Origin of the sequence: Kitasatospora sp. A2-31 (assembly GCF_022288725.1) — a bacterium.
In the GTDB taxonomy this organism is placed as follows: Bacteria; Actinomycetota; Actinomycetes; order Streptomycetales; family Streptomycetaceae; genus Kitasatospora.
Genome location: NZ_JAKNTA010000020.1, coordinates 89753 through 111476 on the forward strand (window position 1 = coordinate 89753; position 21724 = coordinate 111476).

Here is a 21724-nt window from a genome sequence, read left to right on the forward strand (position 1 = left end):
GATGGGGCTGACGCTGGAGCAGGCCGGAAGCCTGGCCGACGTGCTGATGTCCGAGCTGCAGTCCCGCTCGGGCGCCGTGCGCACGGCGACGGACTACTTCAAGGGCAAGGTGCCGCTGCGCTTCGCCTCCGACCAGTACCGGAGCTACTTCGAGAAGACCTACCGCGGCTTCAGCGACAACTGGGTGTCCGTGGTGGCCGAGTCCCCGGTCGAGCGCCTGGCCGTCACCGGCGTGAAGGCGGCCGGCGAGATCACCGCCGACGCGGAGCTGTGGGGCGTCTGGCAGCGAAACGGGCTCGATGCAGACAGCCAGCTCGGCTTCCTCGGCGCCGGCCTCGGCGCACGGGCGTTCTGCCTGGTGTGGGGCGACCCGTCCGACCCGGACACCCCGGTTGTCACCTTCGAGGACGCCCGGCAGGCGATCGTCCAGTACGAGCCTGGCAGCCGCCGGCGCCGCCGGGCCGCGCTGAAGACATGGCAGGACGGCAACTGCGAGTACGCCACGCTGTACCTGCGGGACGAGGTTTGGAAGCTGGAGCGGCCGCACGGCGCCGAGCCGCGCAAGTCGGCCAACCTTGCCCAGGCCGAGGAGATGGAGCGTTCGTGGGCGCCCCGGGACACCGGTCCTGAGCCGAACCCGCAGCCGAACCCCATGGGCATGGTGCCGATGGTGGAGCTGCCGAACCGGCCGCTGCTGGCCGACGATCCGATCTCCGACGTGTCCGGCGTGATCGCAATGCAGGACGCGGTCAATCTCCTGTGGAGCCAGCTGTTCACCGCCTCCGACTTCGCCAGCTTCCCGCAGCGCGTCGTCCTCGGCGCCGAGCCGCCCAAGACGCCGATCCTCGACGCCAACGGGCAGGTCATCGGCACGAGGCCGGTGCCGTTGGAGAAGTTCGCCGTCGATCGCGTGCTGTGGCTCAGCTCGGACAAGGCGAGCATCGGCTCCTGGCCGGCCGCGAACCTGGAGGCCTACACCAAGGTGATCGAGGTCGCTGTCGGGCACATCGCCGCCCAGACCCGCACCCCGCAGCACTACCTCGTCGGCAAGATGGCAAACCTCAGTGGCGACGCGCTCATCGCTGCGGAGACCGGCCAGGTGAAGAAAGTTGAGCAGAAGCAGCTTTGGTACGGGCAGGCCCTGCGCGAGGTGTTCCAGCTCATCGCGCTGGCCCAGGGCGACGAGGCGAAGGCCCGCGCGCTGGCCGGCGGCACGGTCATGTGGGCCGACGCCGAGTCCCGCAACATGTCCCAGCTCGTTGACGCCCTGCTGAAGCTCAAAACGATCGGATTCCCGTTCGAGTACCTGGCCCTGCGGTACGGGCTCACCCCGACCGAGGTGGCCGACCTGATCGCCATGCGCGAGCGGGAGGCCGACCTCGACCCGGTGGCGGCCCTGATGAACAGCGCCCAGCAGGCCCAGGGCGTCCGGCCCGAGCCGGCACCGACCGGCCCGGCCGACGAGCCTGTCCCTGCGGGGTGAGCCGTGGACGTGATGGAGCTCGCCGAGCGGCACCTTGTCGCCCGGCGCCGCACCGCTGCTGCGGCAGTCCTCGGCGCGGTTCGCGAGTGGCGGCAGCTCGACCCCCGGGACCTGAGTGCGTCTTGGGCCATGAACTCGCCCCGCCTGCTCGCGGTGGTGTCGGCCGGCCAGACGGCGGCCGCCGCTACCGCGCAGGCCTACACAGACCGGGCGACCAGGTTGCAGGGCGTCCAGCCCGAGCCGGCCGGAACGATCGCCGCCGCGTCGTTCGCCGGGTTCGCCTCGGACGGGCGCGACCTCGCCAGCCTGCTCTACCTCCCCGTCATCGACACCAAGGAAGCCATCGCCGACGGGGCGAGCCTCGCCGAGGCGCTCGCCATCGGCGAGCGCAAGCTCCGGATGCTCGTGGACACCGAGGTAGCCGACGCCGGCCGCTCCGCCGACGGGGTCGGCGTCACCGCGAACCGGGCCGTCCGCGGCTACGTCCGGATGATCTCCGGCGGCGCCTGCGGCCGCTGCGCGGTCCTCGCCGGCAAGGAGTACGGCTTCAACCGCGGCTTCCAGCGGCACCCCCACTGCCACTGCACGCACGTCCCGATCGGCAACCGCACCAACTTCCGCGGCCGGACGCTCGACGCGCGCGACTACTTCAACTCGCTCAGCCCGGCCGCACAGAACCGCGCCTTCACCGTGGCCGGCGCCCGGGCGATCCGCGACGGCGCCGACATCACCAGCGTGGTCAACGCGCGGCGCGGCATCACGACCACCGGCAGCTGGGTGCGCGACGACGTCACCCACCGCGGCAGCGTGGTCCGCACCGGGATGCTCGGCCAGCAGCTCACCATCACGACCGACAGCTCCACCCGCCGGGGCATGGCCGCCCAGCGGCTGCGCAACCTCGACAAGGACAAGGCCCGCGGCCGAGGCGCCCGCCACGTCCGGCGCCTCACCCCCGAGGCGATCTACAAGCTCGCCGGCACCGACCGCACCGAGGCGATCCGCCTGCTCCACCGGTTCGGCTACCTCTACTGACCGGCCGCCGCAACGGCGACCCCGACTCCTGCAACAGGAGCCCCGATGCACGACAACACCCTGCCCCGCCACGCCCGAACGGGCCTGGCCGCCGTCGGCTGGCGTAAGCCGCGCCCGGGCGAGGACGGCCCCAAGCCGATCTGGCCCATCCTCGGCGGCGCCCCCGACGATGAGGACGACACCGAGGAGACCGGCGACGAGACCGACGGCGACGGCAGCGGCTCGGACGGCGAGGACGACGACGCCGACCCGGACGGCGCCGACAACCTCGGCGACGCCGGCAAGCGTGCCCTGGACGCCATGAAGGCGAAGTGGCGCGAGGAACGCGACCGGCGCAAGGCGGCTGAGTCTGAGCGCGACCAGCTCAAGGCGACCAAGCCCACCGAGGGCGGCGACGATGCGGACAGCATCCGCACGCAGGTCCGGGCGGAGGCCCGCGCCGAGGCCCTGCGCGAGCGGGCCTTGGACCGCCTGGAGGCCAAGGCCGCCCGGGTCCTGGCCGACCCGGAGGACGCCCGGGCCTACCTCAGCGCCCGCGTCGAGGACTTCATCGACGGTGACGCCATCGACACCGAGGCGATCACCGACGCGCTTGAGGACCTGCTCAAGCGCAAGCCGTACTTGGCCGCAACGGCCGCGGGGTCCCGGCCCCGGTTCGAGGGCACCGGCGACGGTGGGGCGCGCAAGGCGTCAACCGGCCCCCGGCAGCTCACCGAGAACGACGTCAAGCGAATGACGCCCGAGCAGATCGACGAGGCTCACCGCAAGGGTCAGCTGCGCGACTACCTGGGCTCCTGACCGAGAGGACCCACAGCAGTGGCCATCACCCGATTCAAGCCGGAGATCTGGAGCGCCAAGCTCCTGGTCACCTGGCGCAAGGCGCTCGTCTATGGCGGGCCCGGCATGCTCAACCGCGACTACGAGGGCGACGTCTCCGAGGCTGGCGACACCGTCCGCATCACCAGCATCTCCGACCCGACGATCGGCACCTACGTGCCGAACAGCACCACCATCACGCCGGAGGAGCTGACCGACGCCCAGCGCACCCTGGTCGTCGACCAGTCCAAGTACTTCGCCTTCAAGGTCGACGACGTCGACAAGCGGCAGGCCAAGGGCGACGTGATGACCGAGGCGATGAGCCGCGCCGCCTACAAGCTCGCCGACCAGGCCGACCAGTACATCGCCGGCCTGTACACCGGCGTCGTCGCGGCGAACACCATCGGCTCCACCGGCGCCCCGGTCAACACCTTCACCACGCCGACCGACGCCTACGACAAGGTGCTCGTCCCGCTCCGCACGAAGCTGGCGAAGGCCAACGTGCCGACCGTTGGTCGCTGGGTGGTCGCCTCCCCCGAGATGATGGCCAGCCTCCTTCTGGACCCCCGCTTCATCAAGGCCAACGAGTCCGGCACCACCGACGCGCTCCGCAACGGCTTCGTCGGCCGAGCCGCCGGATTCGACATCTTCGAGTCGAACAACACCCCGGTCCCCTCAGGCGACACGCAGGTCATCATGGCCGGTACCTCCGCGGCGATCACCTTCGTCGAGCAGATCAGCAAGACCGAGGCCTACCGGCCCGAGGCCGGGTTCTCGGACGCCATCAAGGGCCTGGCCCTGTACGGCGCGAAGCTGATCCGCCCCGACGGCCTCGCCATCGCCTACATCGACCCGGCCTGATCGGAGACCTGACCCATGGCACGCACCGCTGTCGCCTACAGCAACTTCGTCCCCAACGGCTCGGTCGCCGACTCCTCGCTGACCGCCGTGGCCCTCAACCCGGGCACCGGCAACGGCCACACCATCGCCAAGGCCGTGCCGGAGCTCACCGTGCTGCGCGTGGCGGTCGGCGCCACCGGCGGCAACATCACCGTCAAGGCCGGCCAGACGCCGCCCGCGCTCGCGGCCGGCCAGGGCGACCTCGTCGTCAACGTGACCGCCAACACCATCTCCTGGATCGGCCCGTTCGAATCCGGTCGGTTCCTCCAGAACGACGGCAGCATGCTCGTCGACGTCGCCGCCGCCGTCGTCCCCGGCACCATCACCGCCCTTAAGGTCCCGAGGAACACCTGATGCCCGACACCATCCACGTCCGCGGCGAGGGCGGCATGGTCATCGCGATGGACCTGCCGCTCCCGGAGCCGATCGCCGAGCGTCTCGTCAAGGGCCAGCTGACGCGGGTCAACGAGGACGGCAGCCCCTACGTCGAGGCGCCGACCGAGGGCGTCCCGTCCCTGCCCGACAAGCCGCCGGCGAAGACCGACCCGAAGGCGACCTGGGTCGGCTGGGCTGTGGCCAACGGTGCCGACCCCGACGAGGCCGACGGCATGACCAAGGGCGATCTGATCGAGGCCTACGGCGCCGAGTAGGAGGCGAGCATGAGCCTGCCCCCTCTCGCCACCAGCGCCGACGCCACCGCCTACGGCTACACCCTTCCGGCTGCCGACGCCGATGCGCTCCTCGCGCGCGCCTCGGCCAGGATCCGCCGGGCTGCCGGGCAGCCCATCACGGCTAGCACGTCGACCGTTCGCCTCGCCGAGCACGACGGCGTCGTGACGCTGCCCGGTCCGCCGGTCACCGCCGTGGCGTCGGTCGTCGCGGTCGCCTGCGACGGCACCACCTCGGCCCTGTCCTGGTGGTGCTGGGACGGCGACCAGCTCACCGTTCCCTGTGGCACCGGGCAGGTTGAGGTCGTGTACACCCACGGCTACACCGTCGTCCCGGACGGCGTCGTGGAGCTGACTTGCAGCGTGGCCGCCCGCTTTGGTGCTGCTCCGGCCGGTGCGGACGGCCTGCTGCGGTCCGAGCAGATCGACGACTACAGCAGGACATTTGCGACCGAAGCGATCGCCGCGGCCGGTGATCTGCTGCCGGGCGAGCGCGACGCCCTCGCCGATGCCCTCGGCACCCCGCAGGCGTGGATGACGGGGGGCCGTCGATGAACCTCGCGCCCCTGCTTGCGGCCGGCCGGGCCGCGCACGAACAGCTCATGGTCGACACGGTCCGGCTCGTTCGGCCCGGCACCGATGTCTACAACCCGACGACCGGGTCGACCACGCAGCCCGACGCCCGCACGCTGTACTCCGGCCCAGCCAGGGTGCGGCCGTTCCGGGCCGAGGAGATCGAGGAGCAGGCGGGTCAGCGGCAGGTGGTGCTCCGCCGGTACGAGGTCGCGCTGCCATGGTCGTCAATGCCGCTCGGCGGCGACCGCGTAGTGCCCGGCGACCGGGTCGAGGTGACGGCGTCGCTGGACCCGCGGCTGGCCAGCCTGGCCCTGTGGGTGACCAGCGTCGGCGAGTCCGCCACTGCCACCGCGTGGCGGATCGCAGCGGAGGACCGGTCATGAGCGCAGACATCAGCGGTCTGGAGGCTCTGGTGGCCGACCTCGCGCGGGCGGGCGCCGATCTCGATCGGCGGGCCCGGCAGGTCGTCTCCCGGGGCGCGCTGAACATCAAGCGGGGCTGGGCCGAGAACGCCCGGGCCAGTAGCGGCCGGTACGCGCCGCACTACCCGGCCACCATCGGCTACGACCTGCTGTCCACCCCGGCCGGCATCACCGCGGTGATCGGCCCGGACAAGGGCGGCACACAGGGCCCGTTCGGCGCGATCCTCGAGTACGGGTCAGTCCACAACCCGCCGCACAACGACGGCGGACGCGCCCTGACCGCGGAGGAGCCCCGCTTCATCGCCGCGGTCGAAGCGCTCGGGGAGGGCCTGCTGTGACCTCTCCCGCCGTCCTGCCACACCTCGAAGCGGTCCGGGGCGCCTTGGCTGCAGCGCAGCTGACGGTCTACCTCGGCGGAGCCCCGGCCGGCCCGGCACCGCTGCCGAAGACCTTCGCCGTGCTCTACCCGGGGCCAGGCTCCGCGTCGCCGTCCAGCCTGGCCGACGACCGGACCACCCTGGACCTGTTGCTGCAGGTCACCTGCGTGGCCACCACCCCGGAGGGTGCGCTCGGCACCGCCGACCGCGTCCGGGCCGCCCTCGCAGCGCCGGTGGCCGTGGCCGGCCGGGCGACCTGGCGCGCCGAGGAGCTCGGCGGGCCGCCCCTGCAGCGCGACGACGACGTCACCCCGCCCCTGTTCTACCTGCCGGTGCAATTTCGGCTCCGGTCCATCCCCGCATGATCTGGAGGGCCCCATGGCCACCCTGCCCGTCCAGGCCGTCGCCATCGCCGGCCTCAACCCCGCCTACTCGAGCGCGTCCGGCGGCGGCGACAAGGTCGCCTGCGGCGAACGCACGTTTCTGCACGTGAAGAACGGCGGCGGCAGCCCGATCACGGTCACGTTGGCCGCGACCGGCTCGGTCCGCGGCCAGACCGTCACCTCCCCGACGGTGTCGGTCCCGGCCTCCGGCGAGCGCATGATCGGCCCCATCACCGCCGACCTGTTCGCCGGTGTCACCGACGGCCTCGCCTCGATCTCCTACTCCGGCGTCACCACGGTGACCGTCGGCGCCTTCCGCATCTGACCCCAGCCCACTCCCAGGCCCCGCCCTCCGGCCGGGGCCTTTCGCATGCCCGAGGAGGGCACTGTGTCTGACACGATCGTCGACGGCACGACCCGGGTGGCCTGGGTCGCGTCCATCGCCAACCCCGCCGCTCCGACCGTGAGCGAGCTCAACGGCGGAATCGACCTCACCCCGCGCATCACCCCCGACGGCCTGAAGTTGGATCCGAAGACCGCTGACGTGGATACGTCGAGCCTGGCGTCCAAGTTCGACACGAAGGAGGTCGGCCGCGTCTCCTACGACACCGAGCTGACGTTCAAGCGCGGCACCACCCCGGCCGAGGATCTGCCGTACTCGACCCTGCGCTACGGCGTGCACGGCTATCTCGTCGTGCGCCGCAACCTGGCCTACTCGACCGCGTGGGCGTCCGGTCAGCAGGTCGAGGTCTACTACATGGCCTGCGGCGAGCCGGCCAACATCCCGCCGGCCGCGAACGAGGTCGGCAAGTTCATGAGCCCGATGAAGGTCACCACGGAGCCCAACACCTACGTGACGGTGGCCTGATGACGGCTCAGCGCAAGACGCCGACCGCGGCCGACATCCTCGCCAAGGTGAAGCCGCGTACAGCGACTGTCACCCTCTACCTCGACGGCGAGGCCGCCGGCCGCATCGCTCAGCTGGAGGCCCAGTTCGCTGATCTGGCGGACTGGCAGCCCGAGTCTCTGGCCGACTCGGACCCGCGCCGCGCGATCGCCCAGGAGATCGCCGGCCTCCAGGACCGGATCCGCGACTCCGCGCAGGACTTCGTCCTCCGCGCCCTGCCCGCCAAGGCGTGGTCGGACCTGCTGGCGCTGCACCCCGGCCGGCACGCCCAGGAGCTCTACAACCCGACGACCCTGCCCGCCGCGCTCGTCCCGGCCTGCCTGGTCGAGCCGGCGATGACCCCGGAGGAGTACGAGCAGCTGGCCGAGGTCCTCAACCAGGGCCAGCGTGACGAGCTGGAGCTCGCGGCCTGGCAGGTGAACAACGAGGCGGTCAGCGTCCCTTTCTCGCTGGCCGCCTCCGCGCATCGCCACAGCACCGGCGAGAGGTAGAGGCTGCTCGCGCCTGGGGCGTGCCGCGCAGCGTCTTCCTCGGCCGGCCGGTCCCCGGCCCCGGTGAGGTGCTGTGGACCGACGAGGACCGCGCCTGGGCGCTCGCGCTGCTCCAGGTCGAGGCCGAGACCTGCTCGTGCGGTCATCCCCTCGCCGACACGCTCGATGGCGACCTGGAGGAGTCGTGGCGCGCGGAGATCGTCCGCTGCCATGCCTGCGCAACCGCCGCGCGACACCTGGACGGCTGGCGCGACGCCGGCGGCGACACGCGAGGAGCGCAGGTGCGCGTAACACGGAGGGAGGGTCGCCGTGGCTGACCGTACCGTGAATGTCCGGCTCAACCTGGACAGCGCCGGCGTGCGCCGCGGGTCGACCGCGGCTCAGCAGGACTTCCGCCAGGTCGGCACCAGCGCTCAGCAGGCTGGCGCCCGGATCGGTGCCGCGTTCGGCGAGGCAGCGACCGAGCAGGCGGCGGCGGCGTCTCGGGCCGCGGCGGCACAGCAGGCGGCGTTCGAGCGGGCCGCCCGGGCTGCGGTTGCGGCGGGCCGGGCCACGGCGGAGGCCTCGACGCAGGCCGCCGTCGCGACCGAGCGGATCCCGATGGCGGCGGCGGACATTCCGCCGGCGTTCCGGGCCGCGTCCACGGCTGCGACCCGGTCGGTCACGGAGATTGGTGCCGCGGCCGGCCGCTCGACCGCCGCGATCGTGCAGGCCTCAGCCGCCGCGACCTCGGCCACCTCCGCGGCGACCGCGGGCACCGAGCGGTTGTCGGCTGCTTCCCGGATCGCGCTTGCCCAGGCTGCCGCCGGGGCTGGCGTCGTCACGGCAGAGGCCGCCGCAGCGCAGGCCACGATGCTGGGCCGGGCCCGGACAGCGGTCACCGAATGGGGCGCCTCGATGCGAGCCCAGGCCGTCGCCGCGTCGGCGGCGATGGTCGCCTCGGCGGAGCGTTCGGAAGCCGCGTGGAAAGCCTTGCGTACTACCGGCGTGGCGCTGCTCGCGGTGTTCGCCGCCGCGGTCGTCGCCTCCGCCAGGTTCGAGCAGTCCATGTCGACGGTGGCCGCCGCGTCCGGCGCGACCGGCAAGGAACTGGAAGCGCTCCGCAAGACGGCGCTGGAGGCCGGGAAGGCAACCGTGTTCTCCGCGCGGGAGGCGGCGGACGCTGAGGTCGAACTCGCGCGCGCCGGCGTCTCGACAGCCGACATCGTCGGTGGCGCCCTACGCGGCGCCCTCGACCTGGCGGCGTCCGGACAGCTGTCGCTGGGCGAGAGCGCGGTGATCGCGGCCCAGGCGATGAACGCCTTCAACTTGCGCGGCGCCCAGGTCGGGCACATCGCGGACGTCATCTCAGCCGGCGCAGGCAAGAGCGCCACGAACGTCCACGACATGGGGTTCGCCTTCAAGATGTCCGCCTTGGTCGCTCAGCAGACCGGGCTCACCCTGGAAGACACCGTCGGCACCCTGGCCTTGTTCGCGCAGAACGCCCTCACCGGCAGCGACGCCGGCACCTCGCTGAAGGTGATGCTGCAGCGCCTGACGCCGCAGTCGGCCGAGTCCTCCCGGATGATGCAACAGCTCGGCTTCAGCGCCTACGACGCGCAGGGAAAGTTCGTCGGCATCGAGGAGTTGGCCCGCCGCATGGCCAAGGCCTTCGGCGATCTCACGCCGGAGGCCCGCAACGCAGCCATGGGCGTCATCTTCGGCGCCGATGCCGTCCGGTCCGCGAGCATCCTCTACAAGGCCGGTGAGCAGCAGGTCCGTGGCTGGATCGGCGCCGTCAACGACGAGGGGTACGCGACTCGGACGGCCGCCCAGCAGACCGACAACCTGGTCGGCGACCTGGAGCGGCTGAAGGGGTCCCTGGAGACCGCGCTGATCGAATCGGGCAGCAGCGCAAACGCTGTACTGCGGGACATGGTGAAGTGGGTCACCAGCGCTGTCGATGCCTACAGCAGCCTCCCGGGGCCGGTGAAAACCACCGTCACCGCGGTGGCTGGCATCAGCGGTGTCATCGCGGTGGCCATCGGCGGGTTCGTCCTCGCCCTGCCGAAGATCGCCGCGTTCCGCACGGCAATGGTCGAGCTCGCTGTCACCATGCCCCGGCTCGCCGCCGCCGCCTCGTTCACCACCAGCACCCTGCTCGGGCCGTGGGGCATCGCTATCGGTGGTGCCGTCGCCGCGATGATGCTTTTCAGTGGCAGTCACAAGACGGCGAAGGTCGACGTCGAGGGGCTGACCGCCGCGGTCAAGCAGGACAGCGGCATCATCGGCCAGAACACCCAGGCCTACGCCGTCAACGAGTTGCAGAAGTCCGGCGCGATGGCCGCGGCGAAGGCCCTCGGCGTGAATCTGCGGGATCTCACTGCGGCGGCCCTCGGCAACACCACTGCTATCAAGGCCGTTCACGACCAGATGCAGGCGTACGCCGCCACCCTGGGCAAAGGCGGCATGCGTCTGGAAGACTTCAAGAACAACGTCGTGAAGGTCGACAGCGCCATCGACACGACCAAGCAGGCCGTCGCCGATGCCACGGAGGCGGTCAAGCTCGAAGGCGAGGCCACCGGCAAGGCGGCCGTCGGCACCAAGACCCTTGGGGACGCGGCCGAGGGCGCCGCCAGCGACCTGACGAAGGCCAAAACGGCTGCGGAGCAGTTGACGTTTGCCCTGAGCAGCCTGAACGGCGTCAACATCAGCGTCGCCTCGTCGGCGATCTCCTTCCAGGGCGATCTTCAGACTCTCCGCGACACGGTGAAGGAAAACGGCCACGAGCTCGACATCACCACCGAGAAGGGCCGCGCGGTCAAGACCGCAGTGCTGAGCGCCGCTGATGCCGCGATAGCGCACGCCAAGGCGGTGGCCGAGCAAACTGGCTCGGTCGAGGCTGGCACGGTCGCGTTCGGGCGGGACGTGGAGGCCCTCAGGGCGACCATGCGGCAGGCAGGGTTCACGGCTGAGCAGATCGAGCAGCTGACCTCCGCCTACGCCCAGCTGCCGCCCACCAAGGAAACGAAGATCACGGATCCGGGTGCTCAGGCAACCCTCCACGACCTGGAAGACCTACGCGAGAAGCTCGCCGCCGTCCCGCCTGGCAAGAGCATCACGGTCCGGGCCCCGACCGACGACGCCATCCAGGACCTAAAGACGATCGGCTACGCGGTCGAGCGGCTGCCCGACGGCCGGGTCAAAGTCACCGTACCGACGAACGACGCCTTCAGCGGGGCGAACCAGATCCAGCAGGCGATCAACGGCATCCGTGGCCGCACGGTAACGGTGAGCCTCCAGTACGCGGCCGGCCTGCACCGCGCTGGCGACCTGCCGTCCGAGCAGGCTGACGGCAGCGTCATCCGGTACGCCAACGGCGGTATCCGGGCGGCAGCCGAAGGTCTGTCGACCCGCCAGGCCGGCATCGCCACCCGGCCGATCCTGTGGGCTGAGGCGGGCCCGGAGGCCTACATCCCTCTCGACCCGGCCAAGCGCCGCCGGAGCATGGGACTGCTCGGCGAGGTCGCCGGGATCTTCGGCCAGCAGCTGATCCCGGCCCGCCCGGTTGCCAGCGAGCTGATTCCGGCCCGGCAGATCGCCGGTCCTGCCGGGGGCGCGAGCTACGACCACAGTCGCGCCACGACCATCCACCTGTACGGCGCCCGCCAGTCCAGCGACGAGCAACTCGCCGACCTGGCGCGTCGGCTGGAGTTCATCACCTGAGAGGGGGTGGCTGGTGGCTGGCTACACCCCGGGGCAGGTCCTCGGCCGCACCGTCACACTCGGCAGCTTGCAGCTGGGCGTGGTGGATGCGGCCGGGGTCGCCTGGACCGTCAGCCGGGACGGTCTGCGCGGCTGGTCGGGCGCTCCTGTCCGCACGCAGTACAGCGACCGGGAGGCCGACCACGGAGCCTGGGCGGGCCCGACCTACCTGGGCGCGCGCGTCATCACCCTAGCCGGCACCATCACCGCGCCCGACCTGGCGACGCTCGACGCTGCCGCCGAGCAGCTCTACGCGGCGGCCGCGCTTACCGACACCACCCTGGTTGTCGGCGAGTCCGTCCCCAAGCAGGCTACGGTCCGACGCTCGGGCGACGTGCTGTGCGACTACGAGACGGACCGGGTCGCCCGGTACAGCGTGATGCTCACCGCGGCGGACCCCCGGCGGTACAGCACCACCCTGCAGTCCCAGTCCGCCGCCCTGCCCAGCGTCACGGGCGGCCTCACCCTGCCGATCACGCTGCCGATCATGATCACCGCGACGACGGCCTCAGGCACGATCAGCCTGACCAACCAGGGGACGATCGCCACCCGGCCAGTCCTGACCGTCACGGGTCCGTGTGCCGGCGGCTTCACGATCGTCGCCGCTCGACCGTCCGGCGCCACGACCCAGCAGACCTACAGCGACAGCCTGGCCGCCGGCGACGTCCTCGTCATCGACTCGCTGGCCCGCACGGTCACCCTCAACGGCTCGGTGTCCCGACGCCGCTACCTGTCCGGCACCTGGCCGGAGATCCCCCCGCAGTCCTCGCTGGCTCTCAGCTGGACCTGCCCGTCATACGACCCGTCCGCACTGCTGACCGGCACCTGCCGGTCCGCCTGGCTGTGAGGAGCCCCTGTGGTTGCCACTGATCCGCTCTGGGAGCCCTCGCTCAGCTATGACGAGACCGAGCTCCGCAAGATGGACTCGGCGCTGGTCATGGCCGACGGCACGGCCCTCGGCTCCCGGGCCGGCGTTCGGCCGGGTGACGCCGGATTCGCCGTGTCGTTGGCCGGGACCACCGTCAACGTCACCGCCGGGACCGCGACGTTGACCCGCGCCGGCCAGGGCGTCTACCGGGCCCAGCTCGCCGCCACGTCGCCGGGCACTCTCGCCGCCGCGAACGCTTCGTTCGCGCGGATCGACCTCGTCTATCTGCGCGTCTGGGACACCGCCGTCGACAGCTCCGGCCTTCGCAAGGCGGACACGGTGCTGCTGACCGGCACGCCGAGCGGCAGCCCCGCTGTCCCGACGCCGGGCGCCACCGAGATCTACATCCCGCTGGCCACGATCAACGTCCCGTCGACCGGTGGCGGTGGAACCGGCGCGGCGACCGTGTCCACGGCGATCCGCCAGGTCACCGTCGCGCCGGGCGGGATCCTGCCCGTCTCCAGCACCGTCGACATCGCCGCGCCCGGCACCTACACCGGCCAGGCCCGCTACAACCTCGCGCGCAACATGCCCGAGTACTGGAACGGAACGGCCTGGTACGCCCAGGGCGACTGGTCTTCCTTCACACCGACGTTCACCGCGCTTGGCGGCGGAGCCTCCATCGGCAACGGCACCATCTACAGCCGCTGGCACCGCTTCGGGAACACCGTCTACTGGCACGGCGAGATGACCATCGGCAGCACCACCAACGGCGGCACCAACCTCTGGTTCCTCAGCATGCCGACGCTGCAGGCCACAGGCACCGGCATCGGGTTCACCCGCCTCGGACCGTGCAACTACATCAGCGGTGGCAACAACTACGTCGGCCTCGTGAGCTGCAACCCGGCCGACGGCGGCAAGGCCACGCTGATCGCCAAGACGTCGTTCAGCTCCACCTCGTTCGACAACATCTCCGCCATCAACCCGACCGCGATGGTCACCGGCGCGAAGATCAGCTGGTCCGTCGAGTACGAGGCCCCCTGATGCCCGCGCTGGAACTGACCTGGTACGGCGCCGATCTGCGGACCGGCGCGATCGCCGAGGAGCTGCCGTCCCTACGGCTCGACCAGCCGATCAGCCTGCGGATCGGGGCGCCGACCAGCGGCAGCATGTCGCTGGCGCTCGCTGGGGCGCCCGCCGGCTGGGAGGCCGCCGTCGATCCCGGCCGGACGATGCTGGTCGCGGTCGACACCCTGACCGGACAGCCGCTGTGGTCTGGCATCGTGCTGCGGCGTGAGGGCGGCTCCGGCCCGACGGTGCGCCTCCAGGCGGCGACGCCCGAGGCGTACCTGGACCGGCGCTACCCGGGCGACTACACCGCGACCGCCACCGACGCGTCCACCGTCATGGCCGCGCTCGCCGCCCCGGCCCTCACCAGCGGCCTGCCACTCACCGTCGACGCGGCCGTCAGCGGCGCGACGATCGACTACACCATGGCGGACGCCGACGACCGCACCATCCTCTCGGCGCTGCAGGAGATCAGCGCGCTCGCCGGCGGGCCCGAGTGGACGATCGACACCGTGTGGGCGGACGCCGCCCAGACTCGCTTCCAGCTCTACCTGCGGATCCGGTCGGCCCTCGGCAGCACCTCAGGCGACGCCTCGTTCGACATGCCCGGCTGCATCGCCTCGTACTCCCTCTCCGAGAGCTACGAGCGGGGGAAGGGCGCCACCCGCGTCGTCGCGCGCGGCGACCAGGCCAACAACGTCCGCGCCACATCCGGCGTGCACACCGCTGACAGCCTGCTCGCCTCGGGCTGGGCGCTGTGGGAACACCGCTGGACGCCGGCCCAGGGCATCACCGACACCGCCCAGCTGGACCAGCACGCCACCGAGGCGCTCGCCCTCATGGGCACCGGCACGCGGGCCTGGTCCGTCGAAGCGGTCGCCTCGGCCGCCCCGCGGCTCGGCACCAGCTGGGACCTGGGCGACACCGTGTCCATCACCATCGACTCGTCGCCCCGCCACCCCGCGGGCATCGCCACCACCGCCCGGGCGTACGCCTGGACGCTCGACCCCTCCGCGGACCGGGTGGCGCCGATCCTGCTGGAGGACGAGTGACCACCCGCCAGGACCAGCTGCCCGGCGGACCGTCCGGCCTTGGGCGGCAGCTCGCCGACCTGGAACGGCAGCTCCGCGAGCTCCGCGCCGTCCGGCCCGACCTGTCCGCCGCGGACGCGCTGCTGCCGCCGCTGGACGCCGATCCGACCCGCTGGCCGCAAACCACGCTCAGTTCCTGGACCACCATCGCGGCCTGCAGCAATGTGCGCTGGTCGACTCAGCTCCGGCTCGTCCTGATCACCGCGACCTCGGGCGGCGGCGCCGGCAACATCCGCGTCACCGTGAACGGCGCCCAGTGGGGGCCGGTCGTCGCGGCCGGGACGCCGTACGACTACACCGGCGACCTGCCGTCCACCATCGCCGTCGGCGCCGTCTACCGGCTCACCGTCGACGCCCAGCGCACATCAGGCTCCGGCACCGTCCACGCCCAAACCCAGCTGATCCGCAACTTGATGTAGGAGCCGCCGGTGCGCACGGTCTCAACCCTCGTCGCCCTCACCCCACAGCAGCTCACCACGCGGCTCGACGAGCTGGCGGCCGCCGAGTACCTCGCCGGCCGATGCGGTCAGCTCGCCCCGCCGCAGGTCGGCCAGCCCGCCGTGTACGGCGAGCTGTGGCTCATGGCCGTAGCCCGGATCGCCATCGACCCCGGCGAGTACATCGTCTACGCGATCACCAGCGAGGACGACGTGCCCGGCTGGCCGTACCGCACCGGCCAGTACACCGGCGGGATCCGAACCGCCGCCGACATCGCCCGCCCGCTCGCCGCCGCCGGCTGCACCGTCGCCCTGCGCCACTACGGCAGCTTCGGCGTCACCTCCACGGCCGCGGACGTCCCCCTCACCTGATCCGTTCCCCGCCCCGCGCCGGCCGGCCGGGGCCCTCTCACCCTGGAGGCCCGATGGCCTGGTACCCCGGAGCCGAGAAGATGGAGCTCCAGCCCGAGTCAGACACGCAGCCAGCAATCGTGCCGACGCAGGTGATCTTCCACAGCATCGCGGCGCCGTGGACGCCCCGGCGAATCTACGAATACTGGCGGGACTCCACGAACCTGGACTGCCACTTCGGCGTCGGCTACGACGGCGCCGTGGGCCAGTTCATCGGCACCCAGACCCGGGCCGACGCCAACTTCCGCGCCAACCGGCGGCCGGACGGCACCGGGGCGGTCAGCATCGAGACGGCCAGCAACGACCAACACACCGACCCGTGGACCGACGCCCAGCTCGCCGCGCTGATTCAGCTCGGTGCGTGGCTGCACCGGCAGCACGGGATCCCGCTGCGGGTCTGCCGCAGCGCGGACGACCCCGGCTTCGGGTACCACCGGCTGTTCCCGGACTGGTCGGACGGCGGCACCGCGTGCCCCGGCGACGCCAGGGTGCAGCAGTTCCGCACCGTGGTGCTGCCCGGAATCATCGCGGCCGTCAACGGCCAGACCACCCCCGCGCCGACCCCGGCGCCCACTCCCATGGAGGACGACATGCCCCTGACCAATGCTGACGTCGATCGCGTGGCCCAGCGCGTCGTGTACCTGCTCGCTCAGGCGAACGCCGGCGAGCCTCCGGCCGGCGCCGACGAGAACCTTCGGTGGCTGATCGACTGGTACCACCAGTGCAGCCAGTCCAGCATGGGCGCGGTCCTGGACTACAAGGTCGGCAGCACCCTCAAGGCGTCCGCCGAGGGCGCCGTACGGGACGCCCTCGCCGGCGGGATGCAGTTCAACCTCATCCCGAAGGGGGCCTGATCATGTCCGACGCTCGACGCCGCACAGTCCGCACTGTGTTCGCGCTCGTCCTCGCCATCGCCGCCGGCCTGCCGCTACTCGTCGAGACCGCGGGCCTGCCGAGCACCCTGCCTGGGCTCGGCACCATCCTGGCCGTGGCTGGGGCCGTCACCCGCGTGATGGCTCTGCCGCTGGTCGACAGCTGGCTGCCGTCCTGGCTGCGGAAGGCGTCCGCCCAGCCGGACCCGCTCGCTCCGCCGACCTGGACCCGCGAGTGACCAGCCCGGCCCCGGACGCGGGGATCGTGATCACGACCAGCCAGATGTACGAGGAGGTTCGACGGGTGGGCGATGGCCTGATCCGGCTGGAGGCGAAGTTGGACGCGCTGACCACCGCCGATCGGGACGTCGACTCCAGACTCGGCGACCACGAGTCCCGTCTCCGGCGGCTGGAAGCCGGCCGGTGGCCGCTGCCAACGCTCGGCGCTCTGACCGGCCTGGCCGCGCTCGGCGTCGCCGTCGTCCCGCTCGTCTCCCGCTGACGCACCGCGCCCCCGCACCGGCTCCGGCCGGGCGGGGGCGCTTCGTCGCGTCCGGGCTCAGGCCGCGGCGACCGGCCCGCTGTCGAGGGCGGCCTTCGCGGCGTCCACCGACGCCTGCCAGGTCTGCGCGTGCGCCTGGGCCGCCCGCGCTTCCTCCCAGATCGGATGCGCCCGCAAGGCCAGCGCTGCGGCCACGTAAGCGTTGCGCGCCGCATCGACGTTGCCGCCCTGCTGGCTGGCGGCGATCATCGCCCGGTCAGCCTCGACGACGGCGACGTGGAGGGGCAGCAGATCATCGGGCAAGGGCAGCGACTTGGGCATGCGGCCATCGTACGAGGCCGGCCCGGCAGCTCCGTCAGGGGCGCGGGCGGCGTCCGTACTCGGCGACCCACCGGGGCCCGAGCACGATGTCCGCGGTCTCCACCGGCCGCCCGGTGGCCTGGTCGTAGTAGGTACGCTCGATCGCCATGACCGGGACCGCGGGCGTCACGCCGAGTGCCTGGGCCTCCGCCCGGGTGGCGGCTCGCGCGGACACCCGCTCGACCGGCACCCCGACCTCGATGCCGAGGAGCGCCATGCGGTCGGCGACGCCAATACCCGCGTGCGGGCCAGCCTCCGGCAGGACGACCAGGCTGCCGCCCGTGACGGCCATCGGCTCCCAGCTCTCGGCGAGCTGGGTCGGTTCGCCGTCGGCGAGGTACACGTAGCTGGTGTGCATGACAGGGTCGCCGGGTCGGATCTCCAGCCGCGCCGCGATCCGGTCGTCGGCGGCCCGCGGCTGGGACTCGTGCCGCCAGGTGCCGGCCACGCCCTGCCGGGCCAACGTGGCCTCCGTGGGCGATCCCTCGCCGGGCGCGACGCGCTGACGGCGGACCAGGACGGGCGGCGGCTCGGGGCTGCGGACGAAGTACCCGCGTCCCTGCCTCGCGACGACGAGTCCGTCCTGTTCGAGGACGCGGTAGGCCGACTGGCCGACGGCGGTCGAGTAGCCGTGCTCGCGTCGGAGGTCGGCGAGCGAGGGGAGGCGGTCCCCGGGCTGGAACTCTCCGGCGGCGATCCGGGTGCGGAGGCCGTCGGCGATTCGCAGGTAGGGGGAGACGTCGTCGCCGTCTGACATGCGTGTCCTCCTACTGTGCGTGCGCGCTGGGTGACAGACTATGGGCTCTGGCTCTACTGTATGCATAGACCTGAGCCCGATACATACAGGGGGATCGGTGCAGATCGGCATGCGTGCGAGGACGGTCCGGGCCGCCCTGGCCCAGGCGGCGGGCGCCCCGGTGTGCGTCACCCACCCCCGCCCCGGGATCGTCCGGCTCATCGTGCCGGTCGGCCCCGGCGCCATAGAGCGCTGGGCCGACGTGCTCGACATCGTGACGCCGTGCCACGCCTGGGGATCGCTCAACGCCACCGGCACGGTGGCGCTGTGGGCGGAACTGGAGGAGCCGCAATGACCGTTGCCCAGCGGCCGGAGACGCCGCCCTACATCCTCATCACGCTGGACACGTCGCGCGCTGGCCGCTACGTCAGCGCCGAGTGCCAGTTGGACGCTCACCATGGGTGTCCGGGCGGGCTGTGGGACGAGGCCGGCGCCCGCGTGCTCGTCTGCCTCTGCGGACACCCCGGGTGCTCGTGCGCCCGCAATCTGCCAGGGGCGGACCAGTGAGCGTTCCCGATGGGGAGCCCGCCGAGGCAGACGACAGGCCGATCGAGCTGGGCATGTGCGAGTACTGCACTGCGTGGGTCCGCGGCCGATGGGTTCGGGACCAGACGCCCCACACGGCGATCGTCGAGCACTGCGACCCGGACCCCCGATCAGCCCCTCACCCACCCCTCGGCGTCGATAGCCTCGTTGAACTCAAAAGCGGATGCACGGGGGCTGCAGAAAGGGAACTCATGAACCACTTGCCGACGGCCGACGACCCGCAATCGGGCGCCGCGGTCGAGACGTTCCGCGGAACGAACGGTGAGCTCGTCCACGCGCGCCGCGCGCCGATGGGCCTGATCGTGGTGCAGCTCGATCAGGCCGCGGTTGCGATTCCCGCCGCCGAGGCCGCCCGACTCGGCCGAAGGATCCTCCGGCTGGCCAACTTGGAGGGGGAGGGAGGTGATCAGTAGTGGCATGCCCCAGGGGCTGCGGCTGCGCGATGTACGTGAACGGCAGGTACTGGCAGTGTCCGATGTGCGGGTACCTGGTGCCATACAACGGCTACGTGCCCGCGCCCGAGCAGCTGGATGACGCCAGGGCCGCGAGCCCTCTCCGCTGCTGACCAGGCCGACCCGGGCCGGCGTACTGCCTCGCGCCGACCCGGGTCTACTCATCCCGGAGGAGACGCCAGGTCGGGACGCCGAGCGCGCGGGCGGCTGCGACGAGGTCATCCAGGCTGGGCGGCGTGTGGCCGAGCTCCCAGTTGGAGATGGACTGCCGGTCGCGGTTGATCAGCGCGGCGAGCCGCTCCTGACTGACGCCGCGCTGGCGGCGTAAGAAGCGGATCCGGTCGCCGACCGCGCGACGTTCGTGCAGCTGGTGAGGGTCGGGCTGTCGTTGGGGTGGGGTCGGCACCCCTTGACGCTGGCGCGGCCTTGATCAAAAGTCTGCATACCAAGGTCATCACTTGATCGATTACCTGTTCGATAGGATCGCCCTACCGCAGCCCGGGGGGACAGACCGGGAGCACACCCTGTACACCCTCGCCATCCCCGACCTGATCGAGCCCGAGCAGCACGAGCGCCTAGGCGACGCGATCGCCTCCCTCGCCGCGGTACTGCAGGCAGCTCCGATACGGCCCGACCGCGCGAACGCGTACCTCTGGATGATCGCTGGCGAGGGCGGAGAGCAGCGCGTTCTGGACTACATGGGCGCCGAGTCCGCGTTCGAGCTCCGCTTCTACGCGGACGGCAGACACTACACTGCGACGATCACACGTCGGCGGTAGCTGCCTCGCGACGTGCCCACCAGTACAGGAGCTGTGCCACGGTGGCGGCGCCTGCGATCCGCCGCAACTCGGCCAGTCGGTTGTTGACAGTTCGTCGTGAGATGTTCAGCTCGGCTGCCGCGTCGTCCTGGTCAAGGCCGCGCGCGAGGCACCTCAGGATGCCCAGGTGTACCGGCAGTAGCGCGGCCTCCGTCGTCCCATCCCACGGTTCCGCTCGGGCCCAGTCACGTTCGAACCCTGCGGCGACGGCGGCGACCATCGCGGGATCAGTGACTACAGCCGCCTGCTCCTTACTGATCTCCTCGCCGGTCCAGGGGTCGAGGACCGCCACGAAGGCGACCTGGCGATCGATGACGATCGCCCGGCCGAAGGCCTTTCCCGTCCTGACCTGTGCGCCCTGCTCGGTCATGGTCTGGGCCCAGCGGGCGGTCGGCGCGTGGGTTCGGACGCTGGGCAAGTAGATGGTGCGCATCGCGGCCCGGCGGCGGAGGACGCCAAGGTCTCGCTGATAGCTGACGGCCAGCAGGTCCGCGGGCCGCGGGCCGGTCTGCTGGGCTGTCAGGAGCTCACGCTCACAGGTGTTGATCAGCCCTTCCAGCCGCTCGTTGATGGCCGCTTTGCCGGTCAGGATCTCGACGCCGCCGCGCTGGTGGCTGCTGCCTCCGGAGTGTGCGGCCTGGTATGCCGCGGCCAGCGCAGAGACCTGGACAGGAAGTATCTGAGCCTCGGCGATCAGGTCGCCGGCCGCGCGCAGGAGTTCGGTGCGTCGGTCACGCAGTGCCGACAGCGGGTCGAGCGCAACGTAGTTTCCCGGCCGGCCCGTGTCGGGGGCGACGAGGTGGGTCGCGACGAGCTGATCGAGCTCCGGGCAGGGCGCCGGATCTGTGTGCTTGCCGGACAGGATGCCGAGGTACAGATCGCGCACTGCACGAACAGGAAAGAATCGACCTGATGACGCATCAGCCTTCATCCCGATTGCCCCGATTCGCCCTAGATCCCGATTGCCTAATTGTGCAACGTTCGCAGGATATCGCGAGCAGGGTTGATCCGAATTTGAACGGTCTACATGCTGGATCCCAGAGGGGGAACGGCCCCCTCCGCTCACCGGAAGGGGTGAACGATGCACGCTGTCCGTCGCACGGCAGGGATCCTCACCGCCGGCCTCGCCCTCGCGGGCGCCGCAATCGCCATCACCGCGACTCCGCCCTCGGGGCCCGTCGTTCCGGCCGCCGACTCTGTCTGGGGTGCCGTCCCGGTCGAGCCTGCGCCCCACCCGACCCCGGCACCGACCGCGACCCTCGCGGACTCGGTCTGGGGCTAGCGGCTCGCGCCGCTCCACGTGCTCCCGCCCCGCAGTGCCCGCTTGCATCGGGCGCTGAGGGGCGGGAATTCAAGGGGCTGCGGTAGGAACCCTCATTGCTGGGAGGCATCCGGATCCTACCCGCCCCTCGACGCCGCCCCGTACCCCCCAAGTGGAGGGGTGCGGGGCGGCTCGTGCGCCCAGAGGCAGGGAGAACCCAGGGAGTCCTCAGGGAGGAGCCGTGCCGCAGGGAGTGTGCAGGGAGGCTTTGTCCGGGGAGCCTCGGGGATTCATGGGGAAACATGGGGAGCCCGTTCGCCCTGTTCAGTGCCCCGACGACGCCTCTCCAACGGTTCCGTTGCTGACCTCGGGCTCCTCGACGAAGTCCACCTTCTTGAACTGGCGGTTCATGTCCCCCTTTACCGCCGCCCCCGCCCCCACCA

At 71.6% G+C, this 21724-nt stretch carries 31 protein-coding genes; 27 read left to right on the forward strand and 4 right to left on the reverse strand.

What is annotated here, in order from left to right; all coding sequences use genetic code 11:
- The first annotated feature begins 1 nt into the window (after window position 1).
- The 23 genes from MCM47_RS35405 (at window position 2) to MCM47_RS35515 (ending at window position 17048) form a co-directional block, all read left to right on the forward strand.
- A complete protein-coding gene (locus MCM47_RS35405) occupies window positions 2-1483 on the forward strand; it encodes a phage portal protein (RefSeq protein ID WP_238951122.1) in 1482 nt (493 codons plus the stop codon).
- 3 nt (window positions 1484-1486) lie between these two features.
- On the forward strand, window positions 1487-2515 hold the full coding sequence (locus MCM47_RS35410; protein WP_238951123.1) for a hypothetical protein: 1029 nt from the start codon (window positions 1487-1489) through the stop codon (window positions 2513-2515).
- 45 nt (window positions 2516-2560) lie between these two features.
- Window positions 2561-3313: a hypothetical protein gene (locus MCM47_RS35415; protein ID WP_238951124.1), complete on the forward strand. Its 753-nt coding sequence runs from the start codon at window positions 2561-2563 to the stop codon at window positions 3311-3313.
- An 18-nt stretch (window positions 3314-3331) separates the two neighbouring features.
- On the forward strand, window positions 3332-4192 hold the full coding sequence (locus tag MCM47_RS35420) for a P22 phage major capsid protein family protein (RefSeq protein WP_238951125.1): 861 nt from the start codon (window positions 3332-3334) through the stop codon (window positions 4190-4192).
- A gap of 15 nt (window positions 4193-4207) precedes the next feature.
- Window positions 4208-4585 (forward strand): hypothetical protein, encoded by a 378-nt coding sequence (locus tag MCM47_RS35425; RefSeq protein ID WP_238951126.1) that lies wholly within the window; start codon window positions 4208-4210, stop codon window positions 4583-4585.
- The gene (locus tag MCM47_RS35430; RefSeq protein ID WP_238951127.1) at window positions 4585-4881 is read left to right on the forward strand and encodes a hypothetical protein; all 297 of its coding nucleotides are present in this window, start codon (window positions 4585-4587) and stop codon (window positions 4879-4881) included. Before MCM47_RS35425 ends, MCM47_RS35430 begins: the two co-directional genes overlap by 1 nt.
- A gap of 9 nt (window positions 4882-4890) precedes the next feature.
- Window positions 4891-5454, forward strand: a complete 564-nt coding sequence (locus MCM47_RS35435; protein WP_238951128.1) for a hypothetical protein — start codon at window positions 4891-4893, stop codon at window positions 5452-5454.
- Entirely contained in the window at window positions 5451-5858 is a 408-nt protein-coding gene (locus MCM47_RS35440) for a DUF6093 family protein (protein WP_238951129.1), read from the forward strand. Before MCM47_RS35435 ends, MCM47_RS35440 begins: the two co-directional genes overlap by 4 nt.
- A complete protein-coding gene (locus MCM47_RS35445) occupies window positions 5855-6235 on the forward strand; it encodes a hypothetical protein (RefSeq protein WP_238951130.1) in 381 nt (126 codons plus the stop codon). The genes MCM47_RS35440 and MCM47_RS35445 overlap by 4 nt, the downstream gene beginning before the upstream one ends.
- The gene (locus MCM47_RS35450; protein ID WP_238951131.1) at window positions 6232-6639 is read left to right on the forward strand and encodes a hypothetical protein; all 408 of its coding nucleotides are present in this window, start codon (window positions 6232-6234) and stop codon (window positions 6637-6639) included. Before MCM47_RS35445 ends, MCM47_RS35450 begins: the two co-directional genes overlap by 4 nt.
- Window positions 6640-6652: 13 nt before the next feature.
- The gene (locus MCM47_RS35455) at window positions 6653-6982 is read left to right on the forward strand and encodes a hypothetical protein (RefSeq protein WP_238951132.1); all 330 of its coding nucleotides are present in this window, start codon (window positions 6653-6655) and stop codon (window positions 6980-6982) included.
- Between the two features lie 63 nt (window positions 6983-7045).
- Window positions 7046-7525, forward strand: coding sequence for a hypothetical protein (locus MCM47_RS35460; protein WP_238951133.1), 480 nt, complete (start codon window positions 7046-7048; stop codon window positions 7523-7525).
- On the forward strand, window positions 7525-8055 hold the full coding sequence (locus tag MCM47_RS35465) for a hypothetical protein (RefSeq protein WP_238951134.1): 531 nt from the start codon (window positions 7525-7527) through the stop codon (window positions 8053-8055). The genes MCM47_RS35460 and MCM47_RS35465 overlap by 1 nt, the downstream gene beginning before the upstream one ends.
- 20 nt (window positions 8056-8075) lie before the next feature.
- On the forward strand, window positions 8076-8372 hold the full coding sequence (locus MCM47_RS35470) for a hypothetical protein (RefSeq protein WP_238951135.1): 297 nt from the start codon (window positions 8076-8078) through the stop codon (window positions 8370-8372).
- Window positions 8365-11760, forward strand: a complete 3396-nt coding sequence (locus tag MCM47_RS35475) for a phage tail tape measure protein (RefSeq protein ID WP_238951136.1) — start codon at window positions 8365-8367, stop codon at window positions 11758-11760. Before MCM47_RS35470 ends, MCM47_RS35475 begins: the two co-directional genes overlap by 8 nt.
- Window positions 11761-11773: 13 nt before the next feature.
- On the forward strand, window positions 11774-12646 hold the full coding sequence (locus MCM47_RS35480) for a phage tail domain-containing protein (RefSeq protein WP_238951137.1): 873 nt from the start codon (window positions 11774-11776) through the stop codon (window positions 12644-12646).
- 9 nt (window positions 12647-12655) lie between these two features.
- Entirely contained in the window at window positions 12656-13711 is a 1056-nt protein-coding gene (locus tag MCM47_RS35485) for a hypothetical protein (protein ID WP_238951138.1), read from the forward strand.
- Window positions 13711-14787 carry a siphovirus ReqiPepy6 Gp37-like family protein gene (locus tag MCM47_RS35490; protein WP_238951139.1) on the forward strand — a complete coding sequence of 359 codons (1077 nt, stop codon included), beginning with the start codon at window positions 13711-13713 and terminating at the stop codon, window positions 14785-14787. Before MCM47_RS35485 ends, MCM47_RS35490 begins: the two co-directional genes overlap by 1 nt.
- A complete protein-coding gene (locus tag MCM47_RS35495; protein WP_238951140.1) occupies window positions 14784-15245 on the forward strand; it encodes a hypothetical protein in 462 nt (153 codons plus the stop codon). Before MCM47_RS35490 ends, MCM47_RS35495 begins: the two co-directional genes overlap by 4 nt.
- Window positions 15246-15254: 9 nt before the next feature.
- Window positions 15255-15635 (forward strand): hypothetical protein, encoded by a 381-nt coding sequence (locus MCM47_RS35500; RefSeq protein ID WP_238951141.1) that lies wholly within the window; start codon window positions 15255-15257, stop codon window positions 15633-15635.
- A 53-nt stretch (window positions 15636-15688) separates the two neighbouring features.
- Entirely contained in the window at window positions 15689-16528 is an 840-nt protein-coding gene (locus MCM47_RS35505) for a peptidoglycan recognition family protein (RefSeq protein ID WP_238951142.1), read from the forward strand.
- A gap of 35 nt (window positions 16529-16563) precedes the next feature.
- A complete protein-coding gene (locus MCM47_RS35510; RefSeq protein ID WP_374209264.1) occupies window positions 16564-16785 on the forward strand; it encodes a hypothetical protein in 222 nt (73 codons plus the stop codon).
- Window positions 16782-17048, forward strand: coding sequence for a hypothetical protein (locus MCM47_RS35515; protein WP_238951144.1), 267 nt, complete (start codon window positions 16782-16784; stop codon window positions 17046-17048). The genes MCM47_RS35510 and MCM47_RS35515 overlap by 4 nt, the downstream gene beginning before the upstream one ends.
- Window positions 17049-17105: 57 nt before the next feature.
- Here the strand turns inward: MCM47_RS35515 and MCM47_RS35520 are convergent, their stop codons facing one another.
- A complete protein-coding gene (locus MCM47_RS35520) occupies window positions 17106-17369 on the reverse strand; it encodes a hypothetical protein (RefSeq protein WP_238951145.1) in 264 nt (87 codons plus the stop codon).
- 34 nt (window positions 17370-17403) lie between these two features.
- A complete protein-coding gene (locus tag MCM47_RS35525; RefSeq protein ID WP_238951146.1) occupies window positions 17404-18165 on the reverse strand; it encodes a GntR family transcriptional regulator in 762 nt (253 codons plus the stop codon).
- Window positions 18166-18274: 109 nt separating this feature from the next.
- On the opposite strand from MCM47_RS35525, the gene MCM47_RS35530 reads away from it, so the two are divergent.
- From MCM47_RS35530 to MCM47_RS35540, 3 genes are read left to right on the forward strand one after another with little or no spacing between them, the layout of a single operon-like run.
- Complete coding sequence (locus MCM47_RS35530; RefSeq protein WP_238949585.1) at window positions 18275-18499, forward strand: hypothetical protein; 225 nt, start codon at window positions 18275-18277, stop codon at window positions 18497-18499.
- Window positions 18496-18711: a hypothetical protein gene (locus tag MCM47_RS35535; RefSeq protein WP_238949586.1), complete on the forward strand. Its 216-nt coding sequence runs from the start codon at window positions 18496-18498 to the stop codon at window positions 18709-18711. Before MCM47_RS35530 ends, MCM47_RS35535 begins: the two co-directional genes overlap by 4 nt.
- A complete protein-coding gene (locus tag MCM47_RS35540; RefSeq protein WP_238949587.1) occupies window positions 18708-19163 on the forward strand; it encodes a hypothetical protein in 456 nt (151 codons plus the stop codon). Before MCM47_RS35535 ends, MCM47_RS35540 begins: the two co-directional genes overlap by 4 nt.
- Window positions 19164-19359: 196 nt before the next feature.
- On the opposite strand, the gene MCM47_RS35545 is transcribed toward MCM47_RS35540, so the two are convergent.
- The gene (locus MCM47_RS35545) at window positions 19360-19608 is read right to left on the reverse strand and encodes a helix-turn-helix domain-containing protein (RefSeq protein WP_238949588.1); all 249 of its coding nucleotides are present in this window, start codon (window positions 19606-19608) and stop codon (window positions 19360-19362) included.
- A gap of 52 nt (window positions 19609-19660) precedes the next feature.
- On the opposite strand from MCM47_RS35545, the gene MCM47_RS35550 reads away from it, so the two are divergent.
- A complete protein-coding gene (locus MCM47_RS35550; RefSeq protein WP_238949590.1) occupies window positions 19661-19981 on the forward strand; it encodes a hypothetical protein in 321 nt (106 codons plus the stop codon).
- On the opposite strand, the gene MCM47_RS35555 is transcribed toward MCM47_RS35550, so the two are convergent.
- Complete coding sequence (locus MCM47_RS35555) at window positions 19965-20906, reverse strand: hypothetical protein (protein WP_238949592.1); 942 nt, start codon at window positions 20904-20906, stop codon at window positions 19965-19967. The two genes, MCM47_RS35550 and MCM47_RS35555, sit on opposite strands and share 17 nt — an antisense overlap.
- Between the last annotated feature and the right edge of the window lie 818 nt (window positions 20907-21724).

Coding starts and splice junctions, on each gene's coding strand:
- MCM47_RS35405 (WP_238951122.1), top strand. CDS start 2: ATGGGGCTGACGCTGGAGCAGGCCGGAAGCCTGGCCGACGTGCTGATG.
- MCM47_RS35415 (WP_238951124.1), top strand. CDS start 2,561: ATGCACGACAACACCCTGCCCCGCCACGCCCGAACGGGCCTGGCCGCC.
- MCM47_RS35425 (WP_238951126.1), top strand. CDS start 4,208: ATGGCACGCACCGCTGTCGCCTACAGCAACTTCGTCCCCAACGGCTCG.
- MCM47_RS35430 (WP_238951127.1), top strand. CDS start 4,585: ATGCCCGACACCATCCACGTCCGCGGCGAGGGCGGCATGGTCATCGCG.
- MCM47_RS35435 (WP_238951128.1), top strand. CDS start 4,891: ATGAGCCTGCCCCCTCTCGCCACCAGCGCCGACGCCACCGCCTACGGC.
- MCM47_RS35440 (WP_238951129.1), top strand. CDS start 5,451: ATGAACCTCGCGCCCCTGCTTGCGGCCGGCCGGGCCGCGCACGAACAG.
- MCM47_RS35445 (WP_238951130.1), top strand. CDS start 5,855: ATGAGCGCAGACATCAGCGGTCTGGAGGCTCTGGTGGCCGACCTCGCG.
- MCM47_RS35455 (WP_238951132.1), top strand. CDS start 6,653: ATGGCCACCCTGCCCGTCCAGGCCGTCGCCATCGCCGGCCTCAACCCC.
- MCM47_RS35465 (WP_238951134.1), top strand. CDS start 7,525: ATGACGGCTCAGCGCAAGACGCCGACCGCGGCCGACATCCTCGCCAAG.
- MCM47_RS35490 (WP_238951139.1), top strand. CDS start 13,711: ATGCCCGCGCTGGAACTGACCTGGTACGGCGCCGATCTGCGGACCGGC.
- MCM47_RS35505 (WP_238951142.1), top strand. CDS start 15,689: ATGGCCTGGTACCCCGGAGCCGAGAAGATGGAGCTCCAGCCCGAGTCA.
- MCM47_RS35520 (WP_238951145.1), bottom strand. CDS start 17,369: ATGCCCAAGTCGCTGCCCTTGCCCGATGATCTGCTGCCCCTCCACGTC.
- MCM47_RS35525 (WP_238951146.1), bottom strand. CDS start 18,165: ATGTCAGACGGCGACGACGTCTCCCCCTACCTGCGAATCGCCGACGGC.
- MCM47_RS35530 (WP_238949585.1), top strand. CDS start 18,275: ATGCGTGCGAGGACGGTCCGGGCCGCCCTGGCCCAGGCGGCGGGCGCC.
- MCM47_RS35535 (WP_238949586.1), top strand. CDS start 18,496: ATGACCGTTGCCCAGCGGCCGGAGACGCCGCCCTACATCCTCATCACG.